The organism is Pseudacidovorax sp. NFM-22, from assembly GCF_021401245.1.
In the GTDB taxonomy this organism is placed as follows: domain Bacteria; phylum Pseudomonadota; class Gammaproteobacteria; order Burkholderiales; family Burkholderiaceae_C; genus Xenophilus.
The window spans coordinates 188,067-213,075 of the sequence record NZ_JACBFY010000005.1 but is presented as its reverse complement, the minus strand read 5'-3'; the positions used below and the strand labels follow the sequence as shown (position 1 = coordinate 213,075).

The window sequence follows — 25,009 nt, the reverse complement described above, 5'->3', positions numbered from 1 at the left end:
GAAATTGAAAGAACTGTCACGCTCGGCGGTGCTCATCTGCGCCGCCATTTCTTCGCTCGCCTTCGCGCAGCAATCACCCACCAGTCCTCAGTCGTTCAACGAGCAGCAGCGTCTGCAGGAGCGAGAACGGGCGCTTCGTGAGGCCAATGAACGGCGTGTGGATGAGCGGCTGAAGGCACCTGCTTCGGCTGTCGTCTCGCGCATTCCAGGGTCCGAATCCCCATGCTTTCGAATAGATCGTGTGGTGCTGGTCGGTGACGAGGCTGCTTCGTTCCAGTGGGCCGTTTCACCTTCTGTGCTGTCCGGGGCAACTGGGGACGATTCCCCGCTGGGACGCTGCCTCGGCACTGGTGGCGTCAATGCGGTTCTGTCGCGAGCCCAGGCAGAGGTTATTGCCCGCGGCTGGACGACAACCCGCGTCCTCGCTAGCCCGCAGGATCTCACCGGTGGCGTGCTCACCCTGACCCTTGTGCCCGGGCGCATCGCCGCGATCCGTCTGTCTTCGGACTCCACTGCGCCGTTGCTTGGGACTCGTGCCTTCCTGGCTTCAGCAATCCCACTTCGCCAAGGCGACCTGCTGAACCTGCGCGCCATCGAGCAGGGCCTGGAGAACCTCAAGCGCTCGCCCACGGCCGAAGCCGATATTCAGATCGAGCCTTCCACGGCGCCCGGTGCCAGCCCAGGCGAGAGCGATCTGGTGGTGAAGTACGTGCAAACCAAAAAGTGGCGTGTGGGCTTGAGCCTGGACGACAGCGGCACCGAGGCCACAGGGCGCTACCAGGCGGGTGTGACGGCGTCCCTGGACAACCGGTTCGGCCTCAACGACCTCTTCTACGTCAACGCCAACCACAACATCGGCCGGCGCTTCCTGAACGACGATGGCCTGGGCACAGAAGGGCAGACGGTTCATTACTCGCTGCCCTACGGCTGGTGGATGCTGGGCTTCACCGCCTCCAACAGCCAGTATTTCCAGACGGTGCAGGGCTACTCGCAGGACTACATCTACGCCGGCAAGACCAACAGTGCCGAGGTCAAGCTCTCGCGCATGGTCTGGCGTGACCAGCATCGAAAGACGCTGCTGAGCCTTCGCGGCTGGCGCAAGGAGTCGCGCAACTTCGTGGACGACGCCGAGCTGGACGTTCAGCACCGGGTGACGGGTGGCTGGGAGCTCGCTGTCAACCACAAGGAGTTCATCGGCGAAGCCACGCTGGAAGGAACCTTGGCCTACCGGCGCGGCACGGGCGCCTTCGGCGCCAAGCCAGCCCCCGAAGAAGCGTTCGACGAAGGCACCTCGCGCATGCGTCTCTACACGGCCGAAGTCAATGCCAACGTGCCCTTCAAGCTGGGCGATGAGAAGCTGCGCTACACGAGCCTGGTGCGGGCGCAGTGGAATCGCACGCCGCTGCTGCCGCAGGACCGCTTCTCCATCGGTGGGCGCTTCAGCGTGCGGGGCTTCGACGGTGAATCGAGCCTGATGGCTGAGCGGGGCTGGTTGGTACGCAACGACCTGGGCTGGGCACTGGGCCAGAGCGGGGCAGAGCTGTACCTGGGCGTGGACTATGGCCATGTGGGTGGTCCGAGCACGCGGTCCCTGCTGGGCAATCACCTGGCGGGCAGGGCGGTGGGGGTGCGTGGCGCCTGGCAGCAGGTGAACTACGACCTCTTCATCGGCGCGCCGCTGTGGAAGCCCGAGGGCTTCAGGACGGGGCGCTACACGGTGGGGTTCAGCACCAGCGTGAGCTTCTGACGAGATTGAAACAGGGAGAGAAGATGACGATGCGATCAACGGCTGCAGTGGCAGTTCTTTTCGGTGCGGCCTTGTCGGCCTGCGGGAGTCGGGGGCCTGCAGTCCCTGAGCCGCCTGAGCCTGTCGCCAATGCTTCCAATGCCGTCATCCTGCCGCCCGTGGGGTACGGCAAGACGGCGCAGGGGCTGCAACTCAGCAAGGCCGACGACAGGTGCGATGTGCCCGCCTCCCTCCATCAAGCCATCGAGGACCAGCTGGAGGCCCCCTACGAGTTCGCCGTGCCTTCGACGACGCCAGCAGTCGAGGGGGCACCGACGCTACGGCTGGAGATCACCGACCTGCTGGCCAATGCAGGCGGCATGTACGGCGGGCCGAAGATCGTGCAACTCCATGGCACGCTGGAGCGCCCCGGCAAGCCCGTCGCCCAGTTCACGGCCCAGCGGGAGATGTTCATCTACTTCGGTCTGCCTCGTTCCACCTGCAGCATGGTGGGCCAGGTGACCTATGCCTTGGGCACCGACATCGCCAAATGGCTCAGCAGGCCGATCGACGGCGCCCGTCTGGGTGACCGGCCTTGAATGGGCCACAGCGGCGGCTGAGCTTGCCGCTCGTCAGGCCCGTCACTCCTGGCGGTGGATCAGCCGACATCGCCGGGCACCCGGTGCTCCTCAATCCGCCGTCGCCCCCGTCTCCCGCACGATGCGGCCCAGCCGTGCCGTTTCGCTGCGGATCAGCTGGCCGAAGGCCTCGGGCGTGCCGGCCACTACCGGTGTGCCCAGCGCCTCCCAGGACTTGCGGAAGGCCGGGTCGGCAAAGATGTCCAGGAAGGTGGCATTGAGCCGCTGCACCGTGGCGGCGGGCGTGCCGCTGCGCACGGCGATGCCATGCCAGGCCGTCACCTCGAAGCCGGGCAGCCCCGCCTCGGCCATGGTCGGCACCTGCGGCAGCGCGGGGCTGCGCGTGGCCGAGGTGACGGCGATGGGCACCAGCTTGCCCGCCTGCAGGTGCTGCAGCGAGCTGGCCAGGATGTCGAACATCAGCGGCACCTGGCCGCCCAGCATGTCGTTGAGGGCCGGGCCGGCGCCGCGGTAGGGCACATGGGTGAGCGGCACCTTGGCCTCGCGGGCGAACAGCTCGCCAGCCAGGTGCTGGGGCGTGCCGCTGCCAGCCGAGGCGAAGTTCAGCGGCGCCTTCTGGCTGCCCGCGTAGGTGATGAATTCCTTCAGCGTGCGGGCCTTGACCGAGGGATGCACCTCCAGCACCAGCGGAAAGGCCGACAGCTGCACCACCGGCAGCAGGTCGTCCTGCGCGTTGAAGGGCATGGACTTGTAGAGCGCCGCATTGACGGCCATCGGCCCGCTGGCCGCGAGCAGCAGCGTCAGGCCATCGGCCGGGGCCTGCCGCGCCACGTAGGCGCTGCCCAGGTTGCCGCCCGCGCCGCCGCGGTTGTCGACGATGACGGTGGTGTTCAGGCGGCGCTGCAGCTGCGGCTGCAGCAGCCGGGCCATCAGGTCGGTGGGGCCGCCGGGCGGGTAGGGCACCACGATGCGCACGGGGCCCTTGGGGGCCTCCGCCTGGGCGAAGGCAAGAGAAGGGGCGAGCAGGCCGGCGGCCGCGCCCGCCAGCCATTGGCGGCGATCGATCATGGGGTTGTCTCCGGTTGTTGTGGGGAAGGGGGCGTGGCGTCAGCGCGGCCGGAAGCGCTCGCGGATCTGCGCCGCCGTGGCCAGCGGACGGCCCAGCGTGGCGGCGGCCTCGGCGGCCTGCGCCACCAGGGCGGTGTTGTCGGGCGCCAGGCGGCCGTCGCGCAGCCGCAGGTTGTTCTCGAAGCCCACCCGCGCATGGCCGCCGAAGGCCGCCGCGGCGGTGACGCAGGCCTGCTCGGTCGGGCCGAAGGCGCACACGGCCCAGGGCTCGGGGCCATCGCCGTGGGCGGCCAGGAAGGGCAGCAGGTCGCGCGGGTCGGAGGTCTGGCCTGCGCTGTAGCGGCCCAGCACGAAGAGCAGGAACCACGGCGCGTCGGGAATGGCGCCGGCCGCGCGCAGCGCCTGCCAGCGCGCCACGTCGGCCGCGTCGTAGAGGATCACCTGGACCATGGTGCCGCGCGCTGCCAGCTCGGCGAAGAAGGCGGCCAGGCCCGCCTCGCCTACGGCGGGCACGTCCACCTCGCGCAGGCCGATGGAGACGGCTTCGGGCTGCAGTTCGCGCACCATGGCGATCTGCTGCGGCGCCTGGTAGACGCGCGCCGCTTCGCTGGTCACCTGCAGCACCATCGCATCGCCCACGGCCTGGCGCACCACGCGCAGGGCTTCGCGGTAGCCCTCGACGTCCAGGCTGTGGCGGCCCTCGGCATCACGGATGTGCAGGTGGAGCATGGCGGCGCCGGCGTCCAGGCAGCGGCGGGCGGTATCGGCCAGGGCCTGGGGCGTGAGCGGCACGGCGGGATGGTCGCTGTGCTGCTTGTAGGCGCCGTTGGGCGCCACGGTGAGGATGAGGGGATCGGCGGTCACGTCGGGTTCCGGTCGGAGGAAGGGGCGCGGGCTGCACCCGGCAGCGGCGGCAGTTCGTCGGCCAGCAGGTGAAGGCCGGCGCGCAGCAGGCGGTCGTAGCGGGCCCGTTCGGCAGCGCGCTCGGCTTCGGGCCAGTCGCTGAAGCCGGCACCGGCCTTCATGCCCACCCGGCCGGCCTGCACCTGCCGCTGCAGCACCTGGGCGGGTTCGGCGTCGTTGCACAGGCTGGGGTAGATGGTGGTGGCGGCGGCGCAGTGCACGTCCAGACCGGCATGGTCGCGCTGCAGGATCGGCCCGGCCGCCAGGAAGCGGAAGCCGAAGCCGAAGCGCACCGCGGCATCGATGTCCTCGGCACTGGCCACGCCATCGTCCAGCAGCGCGAAGGCCTCGCGCGCCAGCGCATGCTGCAGCCGGTTGGCCAGGAAGCCCGGCCGGTCCTTGCGCACCAGCACGGGCACGCTGGCACAGCGGCGCATGGTCTGCACCAGGGCCTGGGCGGCGCCGGTGTCGCTGTCGGGGCCCATCACCACCTCCACCAGCGGCACCAGGTGCGCGGGCATGAAGAAGTGCAGGCCGAACATGCGCCCGCGCGTGGGCAGGCCCTCGGCGATGCGGCTGATGGGCAGGCCCGAGCTGTTGCTGGTCAGCAGGGCCGAGGGCGGCGCCAGCTCGACCAGCCGCGCGAAGAGCTGCTGCTTGGGCGCCAGCTGCTCGACGATGCATTCGACCACCAGGCCAACGTCGGCCCAGGCCACGTCCTCCAGCTGGTGGACGACGGTGACCGGTCCGGCATGAGCCATGCAGCCCGCGGCTTCGAGCTGGGCGCCGATGTAGGCCGGCAGGCGGGCCGCCTTGGCGGCATCGCGTTCCACCACGGTGACGGGCAGGCCGCCGCGGCTGAGCACCACGGCGACGTCGGCGCCCATGGTGCCGCCGCCGATCACGGCGGTGCCCGCGGGGCGGATGAGGGAAGGGGTCGTCATGGCGGCGCAGTCTAGGAAGATGGCACTGATCGGTCCAACGCTATTGGCCGATAGACTGATCGGCAACCATGATCAATCTGTCGCTGCGCGAACTGCAGGTCTTCATCGAACTGGCCGAGACGCTGAACTTCCGGCGCGCGGCGGCGCGGGTGCACCTGTCGCAGTCGGCCGTCTCGGGCGTGATCGGCCGGCTGGAGGAGACGCTGGGCGCGCGCCTGTTCGCCCGCAACACGCGCAGCGTGCAGCTCACCGATGCCGGGCAGGCGCTGCTGGCGCATGCGCGCATCCTGCGGGCCCAGGCCGAGACGGCCGCCAGCGCGGTGCGCGACGTGGTCGAGCTGCGCGAGGGCCGGGTGCGCATCGCGGCGCTGCCCTCGCTGGCGGCGACGGTGGTGCCGCCGGTGTTCGCGCGCTTCATGGCGGCGCACCCGGGCGTGCAGCTGGGCGTGGTCGATTCGCTGTCGGGCGCCTCCTTCGACCTGGTGCGCGCGGGCCAGGTCGACTTCGCCCTCACGGCCGAGAACCCGGCCTATGCCGACCTGGCCTACGAGACGCTGGCCAGCGATCCGCTGGTGCTGCTGCTGCCCGCGGACCATGCGCTGGCTGCGCGGCGCGGCCCGCTGCGCTGGGCCGAGGTGGCGGGCCTGCCGCACATCTCGATGCCCGCACCCACCAGCGTGCGGCAGTACGCCGAGGCGGCGCTGCTCTCATTGGGACAGCGCTTCGCGCCGCGTTTCGAGGTGGAGCACCTGGCCACCATCAATGCGATGGTGGCGGCCGGGCTGGGGGTGTCGGTGCTGCCCGCCCTGGCGGCGCAGGTGGCGCTGGGCGGGCCGGTGGTGCAGCGGCGGCTGACGGCGCCGGATGTGCAGCGGCCCATCGGCCAGGTGATGCGGCAGGAGCGGAGCCTGTCGACGGCGGCTTCTGCAGTGGCCGAAGCGTTGCGCGCCGAGCTGCTGCGCCAGCTGGGCCAGGCTGCTGCCGGCCCGCGCGCCCCGAAGCCGAAACGCGCGCCTCAGGCGCCGCGTGCGTAGGCGGCCAGCAGGGCCCGCACCTTTGCCTCGTCAAGCGGCCCGTCAGGGTGCCGCGCGCGAGTTGGGCGTCAGCGGCCTCGGTCGTGCGCAGCATCTCTGCCCGTGGCGGCTCTCCGGCGGCATGTCCCGGCGCTCGGCCTCTACGGGTCTGCGTCACTCATTCGACCGACGCAAAAAGTCGCTCAGTCCAGCCTGACGCCGGCACGCCGAATGACCGCGCCCCACTTGTCCCGTTCGGCAGCGGAGAAGCGTGCCATCTGGTCGGGCGTGCCAGGCATCGGCTCGACGCCCAGAGCCTGCAGGCGGGCGCGAACCTGCGTAGACCCCAGCGCGTTCTGCAAGGCATCGGCGAAGGCGGCCGTGGCCTCGGCCGGGGTACCGGTCGGCACGACCAGACCCTGCCACGCGTAGCCCTCGAAATCCTTGAGGCCCTGCTCGGCGAAGGTGGGCACCTCCGGCAACAGATCCAGGCGCCTGGCCGATGCGACGCCGATGATCTTCACCTTTTTGCCGGCAAGGAAGGGCAGCACGGTGGCGCTGTCGATCCACATGGCGGGGATCTGTCCTGCCAGCACGTCCTGCATGGCGGGCGCGGCGCCGCGGTAAGGCACGTGCTGCATCGCCAGGCTGGTCTGCTCGCGGAAGAGTTCGCCGACCAAGTGGTGCGGACTGCCAGGGCCGGCAGAGCCCCAGCTCACTGGATCCTTCTGCGCCTTGGTCCAGGCCGTGAACTGCTGCAGGTTGTCCGCCGGCACCTCACTGCCCACCACCAGGAACATGGGAAAGCGCACCAGCAGCCCGACCGGTTGGAACGCCTTCTGCGCGTCGTAGCTCAGCTTGCTGAAGAGAAAGGGGTTGGCGGCCAGCGTGGCGAAGTCAGCCGTGAAGAGGAGGTTGCCGAAGTCCTTCGACCGGGCCACGTAGTCGGCGGCGATGTTGGTGCCGGCGCCGGGCTTGTTGTTGATGACGATGGGGCGGTTGAGGGTGCGGCCCATGGCTTCGGCAATGGTGCGGGCCACCACGTCGGAGCCGCCTCCGGCGGCATAGCCCACCACCCATTCGACCGGCTTGCCCGTGCTCTGCGCCCAGGCCGGTGCACCAAGGACCGCCGCGGCGAGGCCGAGGAACTGCTTGCGATTGATCATGGTTTTGTCTCCGTTGTGTTGTCGTGAAAAAGGGGGCAGCACCACGGCATGGCCCGTCCGTGGCCGGCCATGGCCCCATGTGCCTGTCCGGCGCCCTTGAGGTCAGCGCGTGGAGGCGGATTCGCGGGCCCGCGCGAGCGCATCGCGCAGCACGTCGAGATCGCCGATGTGGTTGGCCAGCAGCAGCACCAGACGGGCGTTCAGCGCGTGGCTCTGGTCGAGCGGCAGGTCCTGGTGTGCGGCCAACAGTGCTTCGTAGAAGTCGTCGAAGCGGGCGATGTTCGGTTGCGTATTGAGCATGGCGGGTCTCCGGCCTCAGTCGCGCAGGCCAATGGCGAGGCGCAGTGCGGCGCGCACGGCCTCCAGCGATGGCTGACGCCAGCGCGCGCACACGTGCTGGTCGGGCCGCACGAGGTAGGCGGTGCCCGGCTGCGCATCGAGGCGGCGGGCGAGCACGCCCTGCGCGTCGATCAGCTCCTGCCCCAGGCAGCGCGCGGCCACCCCTGGCAGTTCGCGAACCCAATGCGGCGCCTCGCCGAAGACGAGCAGCGTGAAGTCCGGACCCAGGCTGCGCAGCAGCCAGGCCGGGTCGCCTTGGGGTGTCTGCAGGGGCGCATCGCACAGCGGCGCGCCGGGCACCATCGCACTGTCGAAGGCCTCGGCGTCGGGCGTGTTCAGCGGCGACGCCCGCAGCACGCAGGGCACGGACAGCCTTCCGCTGTTGACCAGCCGGCGGGCGAACTCGTGCGAGCGGGCGAGGGCCAGCACCTGGTCGCGGAAGAGCCGGCTGATCTCGCTCTTGGGCGTGATGAAGTCGGTGGCTCGGCTGGAGTGGAGGATGTTCTCGTCCGCCGCCGCCTCGCGCTCGCTGCCATAGGTGTCGATGAGCGTGGCGCTCGCCTGGCCGCGCATCACGTGGTCGAGCTTCCAGCCGAGGTTGTCCGCATCCTGCACGCCGCTGTTGGCGCCCCGCGCACCGAAGGGCGAGACGCCGTGGGCGCTGTCTCCGGCGAAGACGACCCGCCCATGCACGAAGCGCTCCATCCGCTGGCAGGCGAAGGTGTAGACGCTGGCCCATTCGAGGCTGAACTCGGCGTCGGGACCGAGCAGTGCACGCACGCGCGCGATGACCTTCTCGGGCTGGCGCTCCGCCTGCGGGTCGGCATCCCAGCCGAGCTGGAAGTCGATGCGCCAGACGTTGTCGGGCTCGCGGTGCAGCAGCACGCTCTGGTTGGGATGGAAGGGCGGGTCGAACCAGAACCAGCGCTCGGTCGGAAAGTCGGCCGTCATGCGCACATCGGCGATCAGGAAGCGATCGCGGAACACGCGGCCCTGGCTCTCCAGGCCCATCAGCTGCCGCGTCGGCGAGCGCGAGCCGTCGCAGGCGACGACCCAGTCTGCCTCGATGCGGTAGGGGCCGTCGGGCGTGTCCAGGGTCAAGGTGGCGCCATCCGGGCGGGGTGCGATGCCAGCGAGCGTGTTCTTCCAGCGGATCTCCAGCCCGGGCAGCTGCAGCGCGCGCTCCACCAGGTAGGCCTCGCAGTAGTACTGCTGCAGGTTGATGAAGGCGGGGCGCTCGTGGCCGTCCTCCGGCAGCAGGTTGAACTGGTAGAGCTGCTGGTCGCGCAGGAACACCTTGCCCAGGTTCCAGGACACGCCCTTGGCCACCATGGCGTCGCCGACGCCCAGCCGGTCCCAGATCTCCAGCGTGCGCTTGGCAAAGCACAGCGCACGCGAGCCCGTGGACAGCCGGTCGTCGTTGTCCACCACCAGCACGGGCTGGCCGCGCTGGGCCAGGTCGATGGCCAGCGTCAGCCCCACGGGGCCGGCGCCCACGATGACGACCGGGTGGCGCACGGGCGAGGGCGCCTCCTGGTCCGGCGAGCGCCGGTAGTCGAACTGGATGGCCTGCACCTGCTCGCCGGTGCCGCGAAAGCGATGGGGCGGGATGTCGGATGGCTTCATGGCCGATGTCTCCTGTCGTTCTTGTCTTCGCGGCGCGGCGATCGGGCGTGCACGTCGCCAGCCGGGGTGGGCGCAATGCACGCCCGTCGCGCTCTGTTCAGCCTTCGAGCGCCTCCCACATCTGACGGTCACGTTCTGCGGTCCAGATGCGCGGATCGGCATGCTGCGTGGCTTCGTCGTAGGCCCGTGTCACGTCGAAGGGCATGCAGTGGTTGAAGATGACCCAATGCCCGTACTTGGGCTGCAGCGTGGAGAAGCTGTGCTCGTAGGTGGCGCGCAGGTCCTTGCCGGCGGCGACGCCCTCCTGCACGCTGGCCCACAGGTCGCGGATGAAGTCGCGCGTGGACGCGAGGCCGGCCTGGACCCGCGCCTCTCCGAGCAGGGCCGGGCCGCGGCCCGGCACCAGCGCCTGCGGTTGAAGGGCGGCGATGTTGTCCAGCGTGGCCGGCCAGTCGCGGAAGTAGGCGTCGCCGGCATAGGGGGTGGCGTCGAACTCCACCAGGTCACCAGAAAGAAGCGTCTTCTCGCCGGGCAGCCAGACCACGGTGTCCCCTTTGGTGTGGCCGCGGCCCAGCTGCAGCAGCTGCACCTCGAGCTTGCCGAGCCACAGGCTCATGCGGCCGGTGAAGGTGATCGTGGGCCAGGTCATGCCCGCGGGCACCGATTCGACGTCGCGGAACAGGCGCGGGAAACGCCCGATCTCGCTGGCCTTGTCGGCCTCGCCGCGTTCGACGATCAGGTCGCGCGTGTCCTGGCTGGCGATCACCTGCTGCGCGCCGTAGGCCGAGGCGCCAAGGACGCGCACGGCGTGGTAATGCGTGAGCACCACATAGCGGATGGGCTTGTCGGTGACTTCGCGGATGCGGCGGATCACGTCCTGCGCCATCGCGGGCGTGGCCTGGGTGTCGGCCACCAGCACGGCGTCGTCGCCAATGATCACGCCGGTGTTGGGGTCGCCCTCGGCGGTGTAGGCCCAGGCGTGCTCCGAGAGCTGGGTGAAGCTGACCTTCTTTTCTTCGAGGTCGGCGGCGGATGCGAAGGTCTTGCTCATGGCTGTCTCCTTGAAAGGACTTTGAATTCGCAAAGGGCGAACGCATTTGTTGGAAAAGAATGTACGGTCGTCGTGTGCGTATGTCAAACTCGTTTGTTCCATGAGAACGAAGAAGCCGGCGGCTCCCGCCTCTGAAGAACAGCCCGACGCCAAGCTCCAGCGCGCGGTTCAGTCCGTCGAAGTTGGCGGGCGGCTGCTGCTGGCGCTTGCCGAGGGCGAAGGCGCCATGAACCTCAAAGACCTGGCCGCCTTGGCCGGACTCACGCCATCGCGTGCGCATCCGTACCTCGTCAGCTACGGACGACTGGGCCTCGTCGAGCAGGATGCAAGCGGGCGGTACGACCTGGGGCCGGCGGCCCTGAAGATCGGGCTGGCATGCCTTCAGCGGCTGGATCCGCTCAAGGCCGCGGAGCCGGCGGTCCTGCAGCTCGCGGCGCAGACGGGCCATGCTGTTGCGCTTTCGGTGTGGGGCAATTTCGGCCCGACTGTCGTTCGGCTCATCGAGGCCCGGCAGCCCCTGCATGTGGCGCTGCGGGTGGGCAGCGTGCTGTCCCTGTTCGACACTGCGACCGGGCGTGCATTCGCCTCAGCGATGCCGGACGACACGCTGCGGCAGGCCATTGCGGGCCCGTTGGGCAGGATGGATGCCACGGGGTTCGACGGACGGGAAGCGGCTCTGACGCGCATCCGCGAAGAGATGCGGCAACGTGGGGTGGTGCGTGCGGTGGGCAGCCCCATTCCCGGGGTGAATGCCTTTTCGGCCCCCGTGTTCGACATGCACGGCCAGCCGGTGCTCGCGATCACAGTGACGGATCACCAGGACCGCCTGTCCAGCGCTTGGGAAGACAGCGCGGCGCGCGCGGTGGCAGAGGTGGCGAGACAGCTGACGCGGCGGTTGTCGGGTCAGCTTTCCACTTGAAGCCGCGGCGGTGCCGGATGCCATGCGCAGCCGAGCTGCTGCGCCAGCTGGGCCAGGCTGCTGCTGGCCCGGGAAGCCGAAACGCGCCTCAGGCGCCGCGTGCGTAGGCGGCCAGCAGGGCCAGCACCTTTTCCTCGCCGCGCGGCGTGGCGGCCATCTGCGTCGGTGTCATGCCGCCCAGCAGCGGATGCGCCCGCTGGAGCCAGTCGATGGCGTCGCTGCCCAGCACGCTTTGGGCGCGCAGGTGCACAGCGTCCATCGGCGGGCGCGGCTGCGACTTGGGTGCCGTCACGAAGGGGGCGGGCTTGATGACCGAGTGCCGCGCGGGCTGTTCGACGGGCGGGGGTGCCGGCCGGGTTCGCGCCTGCAGGGCGTCGATGCCATCCTGCAGACCGAAACCGGCGGCGCCCAACTGCTGGGCGAAGTGGTCGACCAGGGCCTTGAGTTCGTCGACCCGCAATTGCCGCTGCTGGCGTTCGAGGTCGCGGCGCTCCTGGGTGAGGCGCGCGATTTCGGCTTCCAGTGCTTCGACGCTCGAGGCACGTGCTGTCATGGAGGAGTACGGGCGCCTCGGGGGCGCCTTGTTGTGAGGAGAAGCTGGCGAGTCTAAATGCCAGGCGACCGGCGTCGGCCCTGGCACTTGGCGACAGGGTGTGTCTCCCGGCGGCCTACAGGGTGCCACTGGGGCTGCCGACATGGGCGTGGCTGGACGCGCTTAACAGTGCCTTCATGGCTGCAAAAGGGCCCGTCCCGATTTCCGCAGCCATGCCTCAGGAGGTCGCCATGCACTTCGGCATTCCCACCCATTGCACCGCATTGCTGCGCGAGCGGGGCTCGCCGGTCCGATGGCGCAACGGTGTGCTGGCCGTTCTAGCCCTGGGCGTGAGCGCGGTGGCCTTGGCGCAGGCGCCAACGGTGCAATCGCCTCAGGCCGCCGCTGGCGACGCGGTTCGCATCCCGTTGTTCACGGCCGACCCGCGGCCCTCGCCCATGGGGACGCCAACGTCGGATCGGCCCGTGCGCCCAACACAGGAGGCACCGTTGTCCATGCGTGTCTCCGTGCAGACCGGCGCAAGCGCACCGCTGCGTCCTTCCCCCATCCGTCGTCCGGGCGTGGAAATGGCGGCGGTCCGCTGAGCGGCGCCGGTCGGCTCACTCCCAGCCACCGCCCAGCGCCATGAAGACGGCGACCTGCTCCTGCGCCACGCGCGTCTGCGCGGCGGCCAGGCTGGCCTCGGCACTGGCCAGCGAGCGCTGGGCGTCCAGCGTGTCCAGGTAGGCGCTGCGCCCGCCCACGTACAGGCGCTGTGCCTGACTGGCGACCTGCGCGCTGTCGTCGCGCGCCCGCTGGAGCGCCTCTACGCCGACCAGCTCCTGCCGGTAGGTGGAGAGGGCGGTCTCGGTTTCGCGCAGCGCTTGCAGCACGGTGCCGTCGAAGCTCGCCAGCGCCATCCGGGCCGAGGCCTTGGCCCCGGCGATGCGGGCGCGCGCGGCGCCGGTGTGGGGCAGGCTCCAGCGGATCAGCGGGCCGATGTTCCAGGCGAAGGTGTCCCGGCCCAGGAAGTCGTTGGCCGGACCGGACGAGCTGGCCGACAGGCCCAGCGACACCTTGGGATAGAGCTGGGCCGTGGCCACGCCGATGCGGGCCGTGGCGGCGGCCAGCTGCCGTTCGCTGCGCCGGATGTCGGGCCGGCGGCGCAGCAAGGCCGCGCCGTCGCCCACCGGCAGCGCGCCGGCCACCTGGGGCACGGTGGCGCATTGCTGCACCTCGGCCGGCAGCGCACCGGGCGTGCGGCCCAGCCAGGCGGCCAGCTGGTAGAGCGCGGCCTGGCGCTGCGCGCGCAGCGCAGGCGGGGCGGCCTGCAGCTGGGCCAGCAGCGCGCGCGAGCGGGCGAGGTCGGTGGCGCCCGCACGACCGGCGTCGTGCAGCCGCTGCACCACGGCCAGCTGTTCCTTCTGCAGGGCGACGGAGTGCTCGGCCACCTTCAGCTGCTGGCCGGTGGCGCAGGCGGTCGCATAGGCGCGCGCGGTACCGGCCGCGGCATTGACGCGGGCCAGGTCCACCGCGGCTGCGGCGGCCGCGGTGTCGGCGTGCGCCGCCTCGGCCGCGCGGCGCAGCTCGCCGACCACGTCGACCTGGTACGACAGGCCCGCGCCCAGGCTGTAGGCGAACTGGTCGGGCGGGCTGACACCGGGCGCCAGCTCCGACAGGCCCGAGACATGGCCGAAGGCCGGACCGCCGGACACCGACAGCTGCGGCTGCTCCTCGGCGCGCACCTGCGCCAGGGTGGCCTGCTGGCGTTCCAGGTTGGCGGCGGCCACGCGCAGGTCGGTGTTGTGCGCGAGCGCTTCCTGCACCAGCGTGTCGAGCGTCGGATCGCGGAACAGGTGCCACCAGCGTGCCGGCAACGGCTCGGCCGTGGCGGCGGCCTGGGCGCCCGGGGCCTGTGCTTCGCGGAAAGGCTGGGCCGCAGCTGGGTTTTGCACCGCGGCCTGTGGCGGCACCTGGTAGTCGGGGCCCACGGCCAAGCTGCCGCAGCCGGCCAGCAGCAGCGCACCCAGCAGGGCGGGTGCGCGTCGGCCGAAGGCGGCGGCCGTACGGTCGGGGCGCCGGGTCATGCCCGGCCCCCTTGGGCGCGATCGCCGTGGCCCGTCGTGGCCGGCCCGGCATGGCCCTGGTCCTGCGGGGCGGCCAGGGCGGCCCCGGCGTCGGCCGCAGGGGCGTGTTCGCGCGCGGGGGACGCCGTGCCGTGCGCCGCCGCGGCATCGCCCTGCGCCACCACCTCGACCAGCACGGTCTGGCCCGCCACCAGGCCCGTGGCGTCCGGCTGCGCGTCCAGCTGCACCCGCACCGGCACGCGCTGCGCCAGCCGCACCCAGTTGAAGGTGGGGTTGACGCTGGGCAGCAGGTTGGCGCCGGTGGAGCGGTCGCGGTCGGCGATGCCGGCGGCAATGCTCTGCACCCGGCCGGCCAGCGGCACGCGGCTGCCCATGGGCGTCACGCGCACCGCGTCGCCGGGGTGGATGCGGGCCAGCTTGGTCTCCTCGAAATAGCCTTCGACGTAGAAGGAGCCGCGGTCCACCACGGCCATGGCGCCGCGGCCGGCGGCGGCATAGGCACCGGTGCGCAGCTCCAGGTTGGTGACCCAGCCATCGACCGGCGCCCGCACCGTGGCGCGCTGCAGGTTGAGCTCGGCCGTGTGCAGCTCGACCTCGGCGCGTGCCAGGGTGGCGGCCGCAGCGTCCACCCGGGCGCGGGACTGCTCGCGCAGCTCGCGCGGCACCAGGTCGGACAGGCTGGCGTTGCGGGCGTCCTCGCGGCGGGCCTGCGCCAGGCTCACCTGCGCCGACTGCACGCCCACGCGCGCCTGCTGCACGGCGAGGGCAAAGCGCGCCGGGTCGATCTCGAACAGCACCTCGCCCGCCTTGACGGCCTGGTTGTCCTGCACGCGCACGGCACTCACCAGGCCCGACACGTCGGGCGCCACCTGCACGACGTTGGCGCGCACGCGGCCGTCGCGCGTCCAGGGCGCGAGTTCGTAGTGGTCCCACAGGCGCAGGCCAGCCCAGACGGCCAGGGCCACCATGCCCAGGGTCAGCAGCACCCGGGCGGACTGGGCCGCCAGCGCGCGGCTCCGTGTCGTCGTTGTCGTTGCAGTCGTTGTCATGAGAGGAATCCTTGGGCGGCCGTCAGTCGGCTCAGCAGGAAGAGGATCAGCACATAGAGCGCGGTGTCGAACAGGGCGGCATGCCAGACCCAGCGGTAGACGCCCAGGGCGCCGAGCAGGCGGCGCGCGCCCCAGCACAGGCCCCAGGCCACCACGGCCAGCACCAGCAGCCAGGGGACGTAGACGCCATAGAACGTGGCTTCGCCGGTCATGCGTGGGCCTCCTGGAGGGTTGAAGGCGCGGCCGGCCAGGGCCGCGTGGGATAGAGGTTGCGGCGCAGGCCGACGAGGGCGGCCAGCAGCTCGCGGCGCCCGTCGGTGGCATCGGCTGCCAGGTCTGGAGCGGGGGGCGGCGTGCCGGAACGCAGCAGCGCCTGCAGGCCTTCGTCGATGCGCCGGGCCAGGGCCGGGCGGTCCTGCGCGGCCTGGCCGGTGGTCAGGCCGGCGGGATGCTCGCGGAACAGCCGCGCCACCTGCGCCAGGATGTCCGGCCCCAGCCGGCCCGGCAGCAGCGCGGCATGGCGGCGCAGGGCATGCAGGTCGGTGCCGATTCGCAGGTCCACCAGCGCGTCGTCGGCATTCACGCCGTCCACCGTGCCGCCGGCCTGCGCGATGCGCGGCGCCAGCAGGCCGATGCGGTCGAGCACGCGTGCTGCATGCAGGCGGGCCTGCGCGTCGTCGGCCTGTCGCGGCAGGCGGCCCAGTTCGCGCCAGGTCATGCGCTGGATGCGGCGTGCGCCCCAGTCGGCGCTCACCGAACGCACCAGCGCCGTCACCACGGCCGCCGCGGCCACGCCCAGCACCTGGCCGATCATGGCGTTGACGAAGCTGGCGAAGTCGGCCTGGCCGGTGTCGTGCAGCGAGAGCGTTCCGATCACGCCCGACAGCAGCAGCGCCATCGCCTTCATGAAGGTGGCCGGCCGGCCCAGGTAGACGCCCAGCACCAGGAAGGCCGGGGCGCACACCAGGGCCAGCGTGGGCAGGTCCACCACCAGGGGCATCAGCACCAGCACGTACAGGGCCGCCAGCGGCAGCGACAGCAGCAGCACCTTCAGGAAGGCGTAGATCGAGGGCGCCGGGTCGTCCATGCCCGCGAAGAAGGAGCAGAAGACGGCCGCCATCATGGCCATCGCGGAGCCGCCGGGCCAGCCGGTGAAGATCCAGAAGGCGGAGCACAGGCAGATGGCCAGCGCCGCCGCCAGCGCGGACCAGGCGGCCATGCCCACGTCGCGGTGCAGCACGTCGCGCGCCGCCGGTGCGGCGCGGCCGGTGGTCGCAGGCAGCGGCACCGGGCGGCCGGCCAGGCCGGCGTCGATCTGCTGGCGCAACTGCACGCAGGCGGCCCAGGCGTCGATCAGGGCTTCCAGCCGCACGGCCAGGCCGGTGCGCAGGGCCAGCGTCCAGGCATCGGCCTGGGGCGTGGTGTCGCCCAGGCTCCGGGCGGTGGTGTGGAGTTCGGCCAAGGCGGTGTCGGACAGGGGCGTGGGCGCGCTGCCGGGCGCGGTGCGGCCGCTGTCGGCCAGGCGGGCGAGCACCTCGCCCACGGTGCGTTCCACATCGGCAGGCAGCCGGCCGTCGGCGTCGCGCAGGGCCTGCAGCCGGTCGTCCACGGCCGAGGCGAAGGGCGTGAGCGCCGCCACCTCGTGCTGCAGGGCCCGCACGGCGGACGCCGTCCACTTGAGGTGGCTGGTGTCGAAGGGCACATGCGTGGCCATCACGCGCAGTTGCGAGATGTCGCCGGCCAGCTTGCGGCGCGCGGCCTGCCGGCCGGCGGCGGCATTCGGCGCGGCCTGCACCATGCCGCGCAGCCAGGCGCCCGCATCGGCCAGCGTGCGGTCCATCAGCCCGACCAGCGTGGGCGCCATGCTCACCGGCCACACCAGGCTGTGCACCAGCGTGCCGCAGACGATGCCGATGGCGATCTCCTGCACCCGGGCCGAGGCCGTGTCGAACACGCCCAGCGGCGCGCCCACCGACGGAAAGCCGATCAGCGCCGCCGAATAGCCAGCCAGCATGAAGAGATAGGAGCGCGGCGTGCGGTCGAGCAGCGAGACGAACAGACACAGCGCCACCCACAGGGCCAGCGCCAGCGTGAGCAGCTCGGGCGCATCGACCAGGGCCGGCACCAGCAGCAGCGTGGCTGCGCAGCCCAGCAGCGTGCCGAGCAGGCGGAACACCGCCTTGGAGCGCACCGCGCCGGCCAGCGGATTGGCCACGATGTAGGTGGTCATCAGCGCCCAGAAGGGCCGGGGCAGGCCGGCCCAACTGGCCACGGTCATGGCCAGCATGGCCGCGGCGAAGCATTTCGCGGAAAAAAGCAGCTCGGCCGCGCTGAAGCGCGGCAATTGGCGGGGCAGGCGCATGTCAGGACTCTGAGGCGGCACCGCCGCGGTCGGCCTTGCCCAGGCGGGTCCAGAGCGTGCCGAACACGCGCAGGCAGGCGCGCACGTCCTCGGCGGGGATGTCCTGGAACAGCTCGGTGCGCAGGGCGTTGAGCGCTTCCTCGATGCGGGCCTGGATGGCGGCGCCCGCCTCGGTCAGGTGCAGCGTCCGGGCGCGGCGGTCGGTCGGGTCCTCGCGGCGCTCCACCAGGCCGGCGCCCACCAGCTGGTCGAGCGTGCGGATCAGCGTCGGGCCTTCGATGCCCAGCAGGTCGGCGACGACGCCCTGCCGGGTGCCGTCGCCCTGCCGGCCGATGGTCACCAGCGCCCAGCCGGCCGCCTGCGAGATGCCCAGGTGCGCCACCGCCCGGTCGGCTGCGGCGCGGTAGGCGCGCTGCAGCAGGCTGAGCGTGAAGGTGAGGTTGCGCAGCTCGGCGGGATCGGCGGCGGAAGCGGGGAGGGCGGCATCGGACATGCCCTCCAATATAGTTAGCTAGCTATCTATTTGCCGAAGAACAAGGGTTTACCCTTGATCATGAGGCGGTTTTCGCGCCGGGCTGGGCCGGCTTCGCGCAGGTCGGCATGGGGTGCCCTTCACTTCACCGCTGCTGCCCCCACTTGCGCACCGTCAGACGCTCCAGGGTGGCGAAGCCCAGCCCTTCCACCAGCAGCCCGATGATCACCACCAGCGCCAGGCCGGCGAACACGCGGTCGGTGTAGAGCTCGTTGCGGTTCTGGAAGATGTACCAGCCAAGCCCGCCCTTGCCCGAGCTGGCGCCGAACACCAGCTCCGCCGCGATCAGCGTGCGCCAGGCGAAGGCCCAGCCGATCTTCAGGCCCGAGAGGATCGCCGGCAACGCCGCCGGCACCAGGATCTGCAGCACATAGCGCAGGCCCCGCAGGCCGTAGTTGCGGCCCGCCATGCGCAGCGTCTCGGGCACGGCCTGGAAGCCGGCATAGGTGTTGAGCGCCAGCGGCCACAGCACCGAATGCACCAGCACGAAGATCAGGCTGCCCTGGCCCAGGCCGAACCACAGCAGCGCCAGCGGCAGCAGGGCGATGGCCGGCAGCGGGTTGAACATCGAGGTGAGCGTGCCCAGCAGGTCGCGGCCCAGCTGGGTGGAGACGGCCAGTGAGGTGAGCAGGAAGGCCAGGCCCACGCCCAGCGCGTAGCCCTGCACCAGCACGCCCAGCGAGATGGCGGTCTTGGCGATCAGTTCGCCGCTGGCCAGTCCCTCGACCAGCGCACGTGCCGTGGCGCTGGCCGTGGGCAGCAGCAGGTCGTTGTCCTGCCAGCGTGCCAGCAGCTCCCACAGCAGGGCCAGCGCCAGCAGGATCAGGCCCTTGCGCAGCCAGGCCTGACGCCACAGCCGGGTGGTCCAGGGCAGGGGCCGCTCGACGGCGCTGGCGGTGAAGGGTTCGAGTGCGTGTTCGTACTCGGGCCGCACGGGCGGCAGCGGGGGAAGGATGGCGCTCATTGCGGAGGGTCTCCGTCGGCGCCGTGCGGCGGCGCGTCGAACAGCAGGTGGTGGATGCGCTGCGCCGTGGCCTGGAACTCGGGGCTGCCCTGGCTGGCCAGGTCGAAGCCGTGGCTGTTGATCTCGGCCCGCATGCGGCCGGGGTGCGGCGACAGCAGCGCGATGCGGCTGCCCACCACCAGCGCCTCCTCGATGGAGTGCGTGACGAAGAGCAGGGTGAAGCGCAGCTCTTCCCACAGGGCCAGCAGTTCTTCCTGCATGCGGCGGCGCGTGAGCGCGTCCAGGGCAGCGAAGGGCTCGTCCATCAGCAGCACGCGCGGCTGCATGGCCAGGGCGCGGGCGATGGCCACCCGCTGCTTCATGCCGCCCGACAGCTGGTGCGGATGCACATCGGCGAAGCGGGCCAGGCCCACGCGGTCCAGCCAGTGCAGGGCGCGCTCCTCGGCCTCGCGGCGGCCCAGCGTGCGCGAGGCCAGCAGCGGGAACATCACGTTCTGCTTGACCGTCTTCCACGGCGGCAGCTGGTCGAATTCCTGGAACACGACGATGCGGTCCGGGCCGGGGCCCTGGATGCGTCGGCCGTCCAGGTGGATCTCGCCCTCGGCGGGCGGGATAAAACCGGCGATGGCCTTGAGCAGCGTGCTCTTGCCGCAGCCCGAGGGTCCCAGCAGCACGAAGCGCTCGGCCTGGTGCACGTCGAAGCTGACCCGGTGCGTGGCGCGCACCACATGCTCGGGCGTGCGGTACTCCAGGCTCACGCCCTGCACCTGGAGCAGGGCGGTGGCGGCGACGTCCGCGTGGACCGCGGGTGGTTCGGGCCGGCGTCGGGGCACGGGTGGGGCGGCAGCGGCCGGCGAAGGCGCGGCACGCAGGGTGGCTGTGGCAGCGGCGGTCATGGCAGAGGGGATGAGGGAAGGAGGGGGAACGGGGCGGTCGGGCAGGCGGAGGGCAGTGCTGGCGGCATCAACTGCCCGGCCGGCTCCAGGCTTCCTCGAAGAAGAAGTCCTTCCACGAGGCCGCCTGGTTGCGCAGCACGCCCAGCTTGAACAGCTCGTCGGCATAGACCTGGCTGCGCTGAGGCGAGACAGTGAAGTCGTTCTCCGGGTCCTGCACGATGCGGCGCACCAGGGCCGGGTCGAGCCGCGAGTTCTGCACGCGGATGAAGATGTCGGCCGCGGCGGCCTTGTCGGCCTTCACGATCTGCTCGGCCTCCACCAGCGCGTTGTAGAAGGCCTTGTAGACCAGGCGGTTCTCGTCGCGGTACTTCTGCGTGGTGTAGAGCACGTTGAAGGTGGCGGGCCCGCCCAGGATGTCGTAGCTGCTGATCACCTTGTGCACCGCCGGGTTGGCGGCCAGGGCCTGGTAGTAGAAGGGCGCGCTGGAGAAATGGGTGTTGATCTCCGAGCCGCCCTTGATGAGCGCCGCCGTCGCATCCGGATGCGGCAGGCTGACGGAGATGTCGTCCAGCCGCTTGAAGTTCTCGCGGCCAAAGAGGCGGGCGGCCTCGATCTGCAGCACGCGCGACTGGAAGCCCACGCCCGCCGCCGGCACCGCGATGCGGTCCTTGGGGCCGAGGTCCTTCAGCGTGCGCACCTGCGGGTTGTTGCTCAGCAGGTAGTTGGGCAACGCGCCGAGGGCGGCCACGGCCTTCACGTTCTGGCGACCGCGGGTGCGGTCCCACATCGTGAGCATGGGCGGCACGCCGGCCGAGACGATGTCCAGCGAGCCGGCCAGCAGCGCCTCGTTCATGGCCGTGGCGCCGGAGATCGACGACCACTCCACCTCGACCACCGGCACACCCAGTGCCTTGGCGTGCTTTTCGATCAGCTTGCGGTCGCGCACCACGTCCAGCAGCAGATAGCCGATGCCGAACTGCTGCGCGATGCGGATGCGGCCTTCGGCGCGGGCCGCCACGCCGCCCAGGCCCAGCGCCGCAGCGGCGCCGGCCTTGAGGAGGTCGCGTCGTTGGAGCACGGCCATGTCAGTTCGACTGGGCGTTGAGCACGTCGTCGAAGAAGTAGTCCTTCACCGACTGCGGCTGGTTCTTGATGGCGCCCACGCGGTGCATGAACTGACCCAGCGCCAGCGTGTTCTGCGGCTCGGTCTTGAACTGCACCTCGGGGTTCCTGATGATCTTCAGCAGCAGCGCGCGGTCGGTCTTGGCGCCACTGACCTTGAGGTAGATGTCGGCCGCCTGCTCGGGTTGGCGGCGGATGAACTGGGCCGCCTCGTCCAGCGCGGCGACGAAGGCCTTGTAGGTCTTGGGGTTCTCGCTTCTGAACTTCTCGGTGGCATAGAGCACCGTGGCCGACGACGGGCCGCCGAGCACGTCATAGGAATTGAGCACGATGCGGGCATTGGGGTTGCCGGCCAGCTCCTGCTCCTGAAAGGGCGGGTTGCCGAAGTGGCCCGTGATCTCGGTGCCGCCCTTGATGATGGCCGCGGCGGCATCCGGATGCGGCAGCGCGACGCTGATCCTGTCGAGCCGCGCAAAGTCCTTGTCGCCCCACAGCTTGGCCGAGGCCAGCTGCAGCACACGTGATTGCACCGACACGCCGACGGCCGGCAGCGCGATGCGGTCCTTGTCGGTGAAGTCGGCAATGGACTTCACGTTCGGATTGTTGGTGACCAGGTAATAGGGGAAGTTGCCCAGCGAGGCCACGCCCTTGACGTTCTGGCGCCCCTTCGTGCGATCCCACAGCGTGAAGAGCGGGCCGACGCCGGCGTCGGCAATGTCGATGCTGCCCGACAGCAGCGCGTCGTTGACGGCCGAGCCGCCCGACAGCTGCAGGAACTCGACCTTGGCGTCGATGCCGGCGGCCTTGGCGTGCTTCTCGATGAGCTTCTGCTCCTGCGCCACGTTCAGCAGCAGGTAGACGATGCCGAACTGCTGGGCGATGCGGATCTGGCCTTCGGCATGGGCGGCCAGCGAGGCGGTGGCCAGGCCGCCGGCGGTGAGCAGGGCGGCCAGGCGGCGGGTGATGGGTTTCATGGGCTTCCTCTCCGGGATGTGGCGGGCGCGGGACTTCTGCGGATGACGGACCTGTGGCCGTCTTCCCATCCTGTCGCCCGAGGGAGGCGGCCGCTGGGCCGCCGGGGGGTGATCAGAAGGGCCGGTCGCCCTCGATGGTGGTGCGGAACAGCTTGCGCGGCAGGTGGTCGGGCGTGCCGGCCGCCAGGTGCGTGACCGAGCGGTTGTCCCAGAACACCATGTCGTGCGGCTGCCATCGATGGCGGTACTGCAGCGCGGGCTGCGTGCTGTGCGCGAACAGCTCGGCCAGCAGGGCCTGGCTCTCGTCCTCGGGCAGGCCCACGATGCGGGTCGTGAAGTGCTCGCTGACGAAGAGCGCCTTGCGGCCCGTCTCGGGATGGGTGCGCACCACCGGATGCACCACGGGCTTGACCTCTTCCAGCTGCGCGGCCGTGAGGGCCGGGCGCCAGGGGCTGCGGGCGCGCAGTTCCTCGTACTTGGCCAGGTAGCTGTGCTCGGCCTGCGACGTGGAGACGCGGTCCTTCAGCGCCTCTGGCAGCGTCTCCCACGCGGCATGCTGGTCGGCGAAGAGCGTGTCGCCGCCTTCGGCCGGCAGTACCTGGGCATGCAGCAGTGAACCCAGGCTGGGCTTTTCCTTGTACGACAGGTCCGAATGCCAGAAGTGGCCCGCGTCGCCCAGGCCGATGGGCTCGCCCTTCTCCTTGATGTTGGAAACGATCAGCACCTCGGGATGGCCGGCGAGCTGGAACTTCTTCTGCACATGGATCTGCAGCGGCCCGAAGCGGCGGCTGAAGGCCACCTGCTGGGCCGGCGTGATGCGCTGGTCGCGGAAGACGAGCACGGGGTGCGCCAGGTGCGCGCGGCGGATGCGGTCGAAGTCGTCGGCGAGCAGCGGCCGGCCGAGGTCCAGGCCCACCACCTCGGCGGCAAAGCTGCCGGGCAGCGGGCGGATGTCGAAGTCCTGCAGCAGGGAATGGGCGTCGTCGAGAAGGGCGTGGGCGGTCATGGCGGGGCTGTCGGTGTCGGTGCCACCGGCGTGGTGGCGATGGACAGGACTCTAGGGACGCGCCTTCGAAGCAGGAACGACAGAGTTCTCGCTTGCTAACAAGGGAATCGTCTAAGGCGGAAAACGACTGTGCTTATGCGGCCAGCGAGCAAGGCCGTCGATGAGTGGAGCCGGCTCTTCGGCGCCACGCCGCCTTGCTCGCTTTGCGAATAAGGACCTGCGAACTGCGCGTTTCCCAAGCAGGTCTGGCGGCCCAAGAATCCGCATCCCTTTCCTGCTGCGAGCGCCTGTTCCGACATGACTTCCCTGCTTCCACTTTCCCGCCGTCGCCTGCTCCAGGTGGGCACTGCCGCTGCGGGCGGCGTGGCCCTCGCGGGCGCACCCGCCTTCGCCCAGCCCGCAACGCGCGCGCTGCGCATCGGCAACCAGAAGGGCATCCTCAGCCTGCTCAAGGCCCGTGGCACGCTGGAGCAGCGGCTGGCGCCGCTGGGCGTCAAGGTGAGCTGGACCGAGTTCACGGCCGGCCCGGTGCAGCTGGAAGCGCTCAACGTGGGCTCCATCGACTTCGGCGATGTGGGCGAGGCCCCTCCCATCTTTGCCCAGGCCGCCGGCGCACCGCTGGCCTATGTGGCGGCCACGGTGCCGCGGCCCGCGTCCGAGGCCGTGCTGGTGCCCAAGGATTCGCCCATCCGCAGCGTGGCCGACCTCAAGGGCAAACGCGTGGCCTACAACAAGGGCAGCAACGTCCACTACTTCCTGGTCAAGCTGCTCGAAAAGAACGGCCTGGCCTATGGCGACGTGCAGTCGGTCTTCCTGCCGCCGGCCGATGCGCGCGCGGCCTTCGAGAAGGGCTCCATCGACGCCTGGGTGATCTGGGACCCCTTCCTCGCTTCCGCCGAGAAGACGCTGGGCGGGCGCATCCTGGCCGACGCCACGGGCGTGGTGGGCAACCGCGCCTACTACTTCTCGTCGCTGCCCTATGCCGAGAAGAACCGCGACGTCACCCAGGTGCTGATCGAGGAGATCTCCCGCATCGACGCCTGGGGCGCCGCCAACCGCGATGCCTTCTCGGGCGAGCTGGCGGCCATCTGGGGCCTGCCCAAGCCGGTGGTGGACACCACCTTCGCGCGGGTGCAGTTCGGCACCGGGCCCATCACCCGCGCCATCCTGGCCGAGCAGCAGCAGATCGCCGACACGTTCTACGCGCTCAAGCTCATTCCGAAGCCGATCAAGGTGCTGGAGGCCGCGGCCTCGGGCCTGGCCTGAGCGGCGCCGGTTTCGTGCATCGCCTGCGATGAGCACACCTGCCCTTCATCTCCCTCTGCCGGCCCGGCCGGTGGCCGAGCCTTCGGCATGGCGCCAGCGGCTGAAGGCCGCGGCGCTTCGCCTGGCCGGCTGGCCCTTTCCGCTCGCGGTGCTGCTGCTCTGGTGGGTGGCGGCCGAGCGGGCCTGGGTGGCGCCGCAGGTGCTGCCGGCCCCGGCCGCGGTCTGGGCCACGCTGCTCGACCTGGTGCGCTCCGGCGAGCTCTGGCCGCACCTGGGCGTGAGCCTGGCCCGCGTGCTGGCCGGCTTTGCGGCCGGCACCGCCATCGGTCTGCCGCTGGGCGTGGCCATGGGTCTGTGGCCGCGCTTCAAGGACTACGTCCATCCCTTCTTCAAGGCCTTCAGCCAGATCCCCGTGCTGGGCTGGCTGCCGCTCTTGATGCTGCTGGTGGGCATCGACGAGACGCTCAAGGTGCTGCTCATCGCCAAGGCGGCGCTGGTGCCGGTGGCGCTCAACACCTTCAAGGGCATCGAGGGCGTGCCCACCCGCTACATCGAGGTGGCGCGCGTGCTGCGCTTCACGCGCTGGCAACTGCTCGCCAAGGTGGTGTTCCCGGCGGCCTTCGCGCCCATCTGGAACGGCATCCGCTACGGCTTCACCCATGCCTGGCTGGCGCTGGTGGTGGTGGAGCTGCTGGCCTCCAGCGAGGGCATCGGCTTCCTGATCGTCTATGGACGGCAGCTGTTCCAGCTCGACGTGGTGCTGGCGGCCGTGGTGGTGGTCGGTGCGGTGGGCTTTGCGCTCGACCGGCTGCTGGCGGCCGTCGAATCCCGGCTCACACGCTGGCGTCGCCCGGGGTTCTGAGCC

The 25,009-nt window shown here is 70.8% G+C and carries 25 protein-coding genes; 7 read left to right on the top strand and 18 right to left on the bottom strand.

Going from position 1 to position 25,009, the window contains the following annotated elements; all coding sequences use genetic code 11:
• Positions 1-13 precede the first annotated feature (13 nt).
• The gene (locus L0984_RS18575) at positions 14-1,747 is read left to right on the top strand and encodes a ShlB/FhaC/HecB family hemolysin secretion/activation protein (RefSeq protein WP_370646104.1); all 1,734 of its coding nucleotides are present in this window, start codon (positions 14-16) and stop codon (positions 1,745-1,747) included.
• Positions 1,748-1,965: 218 nt separating this feature from the next.
• Positions 1,966-2,325 (top strand): hypothetical protein, encoded by a 360-nt coding sequence (locus tag L0984_RS18570; RefSeq protein WP_234195265.1) that lies wholly within the window; start codon positions 1,966-1,968, stop codon positions 2,323-2,325.
• 90 nt (positions 2,326-2,415) lie between these two features.
• Here the strand turns inward: L0984_RS18570 and L0984_RS18565 are convergent, their stop codons facing one another.
• Genes L0984_RS18565 through L0984_RS18555 form a run of 3 tightly spaced genes read right to left on the bottom strand, consistent with a single transcriptional unit; the run spans position 2,416 to position 5,240 of the window.
• Complete coding sequence (locus L0984_RS18565; protein WP_234195264.1) at positions 2,416-3,393, bottom strand: tripartite tricarboxylate transporter substrate binding protein; 978 nt, start codon at positions 3,391-3,393, stop codon at positions 2,416-2,418.
• A 39-nt stretch (positions 3,394-3,432) separates the two neighbouring features.
• Complete coding sequence (locus tag L0984_RS18560) at positions 3,433-4,257, bottom strand: 3-keto-5-aminohexanoate cleavage protein (protein WP_234195263.1); 825 nt, start codon at positions 4,255-4,257, stop codon at positions 3,433-3,435.
• Entirely contained in the window at positions 4,254-5,240 is a 987-nt protein-coding gene (locus L0984_RS18555; protein WP_234195262.1) for a 3-hydroxyacyl-CoA dehydrogenase family protein, read from the bottom strand. Before L0984_RS18555 ends, L0984_RS18560 begins: the two co-directional genes overlap by 4 nt.
• Positions 5,241-5,308: 68 nt before the next feature.
• Between L0984_RS18555 and L0984_RS18550 the strand changes: the two genes are divergently transcribed.
• Positions 5,309-6,274, top strand: a complete 966-nt coding sequence (locus L0984_RS18550; protein ID WP_234195261.1) for a LysR family transcriptional regulator — start codon at positions 5,309-5,311, stop codon at positions 6,272-6,274.
• 182 nt (positions 6,275-6,456) lie between these two features.
• On the opposite strand, the gene L0984_RS18545 is transcribed toward L0984_RS18550, so the two are convergent.
• The 4 genes from L0984_RS18545 to L0984_RS18530 all read right to left on the bottom strand — a co-directional run bounded on the left by L0984_RS18545 (position 6,457) and on the right by L0984_RS18530 (position 10,435).
• Positions 6,457-7,419 (bottom strand): Bug family tripartite tricarboxylate transporter substrate binding protein, encoded by a 963-nt coding sequence (locus L0984_RS18545; RefSeq protein WP_234195260.1) that lies wholly within the window; start codon positions 7,417-7,419, stop codon positions 6,457-6,459.
• 102 nt (positions 7,420-7,521) lie between these two features.
• Positions 7,522-7,719: a DUF2783 domain-containing protein gene (locus L0984_RS18540; protein WP_017761266.1), complete on the bottom strand. Its 198-nt coding sequence runs from the start codon at positions 7,717-7,719 to the stop codon at positions 7,522-7,524.
• Between the two features lie 15 nt (positions 7,720-7,734).
• Entirely contained in the window at positions 7,735-9,384 is a 1,650-nt protein-coding gene (locus L0984_RS18535; protein ID WP_234195259.1) for an FAD-dependent oxidoreductase, read from the bottom strand.
• A 97-nt stretch (positions 9,385-9,481) separates the two neighbouring features.
• Positions 9,482-10,435, bottom strand: a complete 954-nt coding sequence (locus tag L0984_RS18530; RefSeq protein WP_234195258.1) for an MBL fold metallo-hydrolase — start codon at positions 10,433-10,435, stop codon at positions 9,482-9,484.
• A gap of 100 nt (positions 10,436-10,535) precedes the next feature.
• Between L0984_RS18530 and L0984_RS18525 the strand changes: the two genes are divergently transcribed.
• Positions 10,536-11,354, top strand: coding sequence for an IclR family transcriptional regulator (locus L0984_RS18525; protein ID WP_234195256.1), 819 nt, complete (start codon positions 10,536-10,538; stop codon positions 11,352-11,354).
• Between the two features lie 88 nt (positions 11,355-11,442).
• Here the strand turns inward: L0984_RS18525 and L0984_RS18520 are convergent, their stop codons facing one another.
• The gene (locus L0984_RS18520) at positions 11,443-11,907 is read right to left on the bottom strand and encodes an antitoxin Xre/MbcA/ParS toxin-binding domain-containing protein (protein WP_234195255.1); all 465 of its coding nucleotides are present in this window, start codon (positions 11,905-11,907) and stop codon (positions 11,443-11,445) included.
• A 230-nt stretch (positions 11,908-12,137) separates the two neighbouring features.
• Between L0984_RS18520 and L0984_RS18515 the strand changes: the two genes are divergently transcribed.
• Entirely contained in the window at positions 12,138-12,491 is a 354-nt protein-coding gene (locus tag L0984_RS18515) for a hypothetical protein (protein WP_234195253.1), read from the top strand.
• Between the two features lie 15 nt (positions 12,492-12,506).
• Here L0984_RS18515 and L0984_RS18510 read toward each other — a convergent pair whose 3' ends face one another.
• From L0984_RS18510 to L0984_RS18465, 10 genes are all read right to left on the bottom strand, one after another.
• Positions 12,507-13,973, bottom strand: a complete 1,467-nt coding sequence (locus L0984_RS18510; RefSeq protein ID WP_234195251.1) for an efflux transporter outer membrane subunit — start codon at positions 13,971-13,973, stop codon at positions 12,507-12,509.
• Positions 13,970-15,022, bottom strand: a complete 1,053-nt coding sequence (locus tag L0984_RS18505; protein ID WP_234195250.1) for an efflux RND transporter periplasmic adaptor subunit — start codon at positions 15,020-15,022, stop codon at positions 13,970-13,972. Before L0984_RS18505 ends, L0984_RS18510 begins: the two co-directional genes overlap by 4 nt.
• On the bottom strand, positions 15,019-15,234 hold the full coding sequence (locus L0984_RS18500; RefSeq protein WP_017759557.1) for a DUF1656 domain-containing protein: 216 nt from the start codon (positions 15,232-15,234) through the stop codon (positions 15,019-15,021). Before L0984_RS18500 ends, L0984_RS18505 begins: the two co-directional genes overlap by 4 nt.
• A complete protein-coding gene (locus tag L0984_RS18495) occupies positions 15,231-17,384 on the bottom strand; it encodes an FUSC family protein (RefSeq protein WP_234195249.1) in 2,154 nt (717 codons plus the stop codon). The genes L0984_RS18500 and L0984_RS18495 overlap by 4 nt, the downstream gene beginning before the upstream one ends.
• A 1-nt stretch (position 17,385) precedes the next feature.
• Positions 17,386-17,877: a MarR family winged helix-turn-helix transcriptional regulator gene (locus L0984_RS18490; protein ID WP_234195248.1), complete on the bottom strand. Its 492-nt coding sequence runs from the start codon at positions 17,875-17,877 to the stop codon at positions 17,386-17,388.
• 124 nt (positions 17,878-18,001) lie between these two features.
• Positions 18,002-18,880, bottom strand: a complete 879-nt coding sequence (locus tag L0984_RS18485; protein ID WP_234195247.1) for an ABC transporter permease — start codon at positions 18,878-18,880, stop codon at positions 18,002-18,004.
• The gene (locus tag L0984_RS18480) at positions 18,877-19,776 is read right to left on the bottom strand and encodes an ABC transporter ATP-binding protein (protein WP_234195246.1); all 900 of its coding nucleotides are present in this window, start codon (positions 19,774-19,776) and stop codon (positions 18,877-18,879) included. The genes L0984_RS18485 and L0984_RS18480 overlap by 4 nt, the downstream gene beginning before the upstream one ends.
• A gap of 67 nt (positions 19,777-19,843) precedes the next feature.
• Positions 19,844-20,860: an ABC transporter substrate-binding protein gene (locus L0984_RS18475; protein ID WP_234195245.1), complete on the bottom strand. Its 1,017-nt coding sequence runs from the start codon at positions 20,858-20,860 to the stop codon at positions 19,844-19,846.
• A 1-nt stretch (position 20,861) separates the two neighbouring features.
• Entirely contained in the window at positions 20,862-21,872 is a 1,011-nt protein-coding gene (locus tag L0984_RS18470; RefSeq protein ID WP_234195243.1) for an ABC transporter substrate-binding protein, read from the bottom strand.
• Positions 21,873-21,984: 112 nt separating this feature from the next.
• Positions 21,985-22,878, bottom strand: coding sequence for a TauD/TfdA dioxygenase family protein (locus tag L0984_RS18465; RefSeq protein ID WP_234195242.1), 894 nt, complete (start codon positions 22,876-22,878; stop codon positions 21,985-21,987).
• 297 nt (positions 22,879-23,175) lie between these two features.
• Between L0984_RS18465 and L0984_RS18460 the strand changes: the two genes are divergently transcribed.
• Positions 23,176-24,144: a sulfonate ABC transporter substrate-binding protein gene (locus L0984_RS18460; protein WP_234195240.1), complete on the top strand. Its 969-nt coding sequence runs from the start codon at positions 23,176-23,178 to the stop codon at positions 24,142-24,144.
• A 28-nt stretch (positions 24,145-24,172) separates the two neighbouring features.
• Positions 24,173-25,006 (top strand): ABC transporter permease, encoded by an 834-nt coding sequence (locus L0984_RS18455; protein WP_234195238.1) that lies wholly within the window; start codon positions 24,173-24,175, stop codon positions 25,004-25,006.
• Positions 25,007-25,009: the final 3 nt, after the last annotated feature.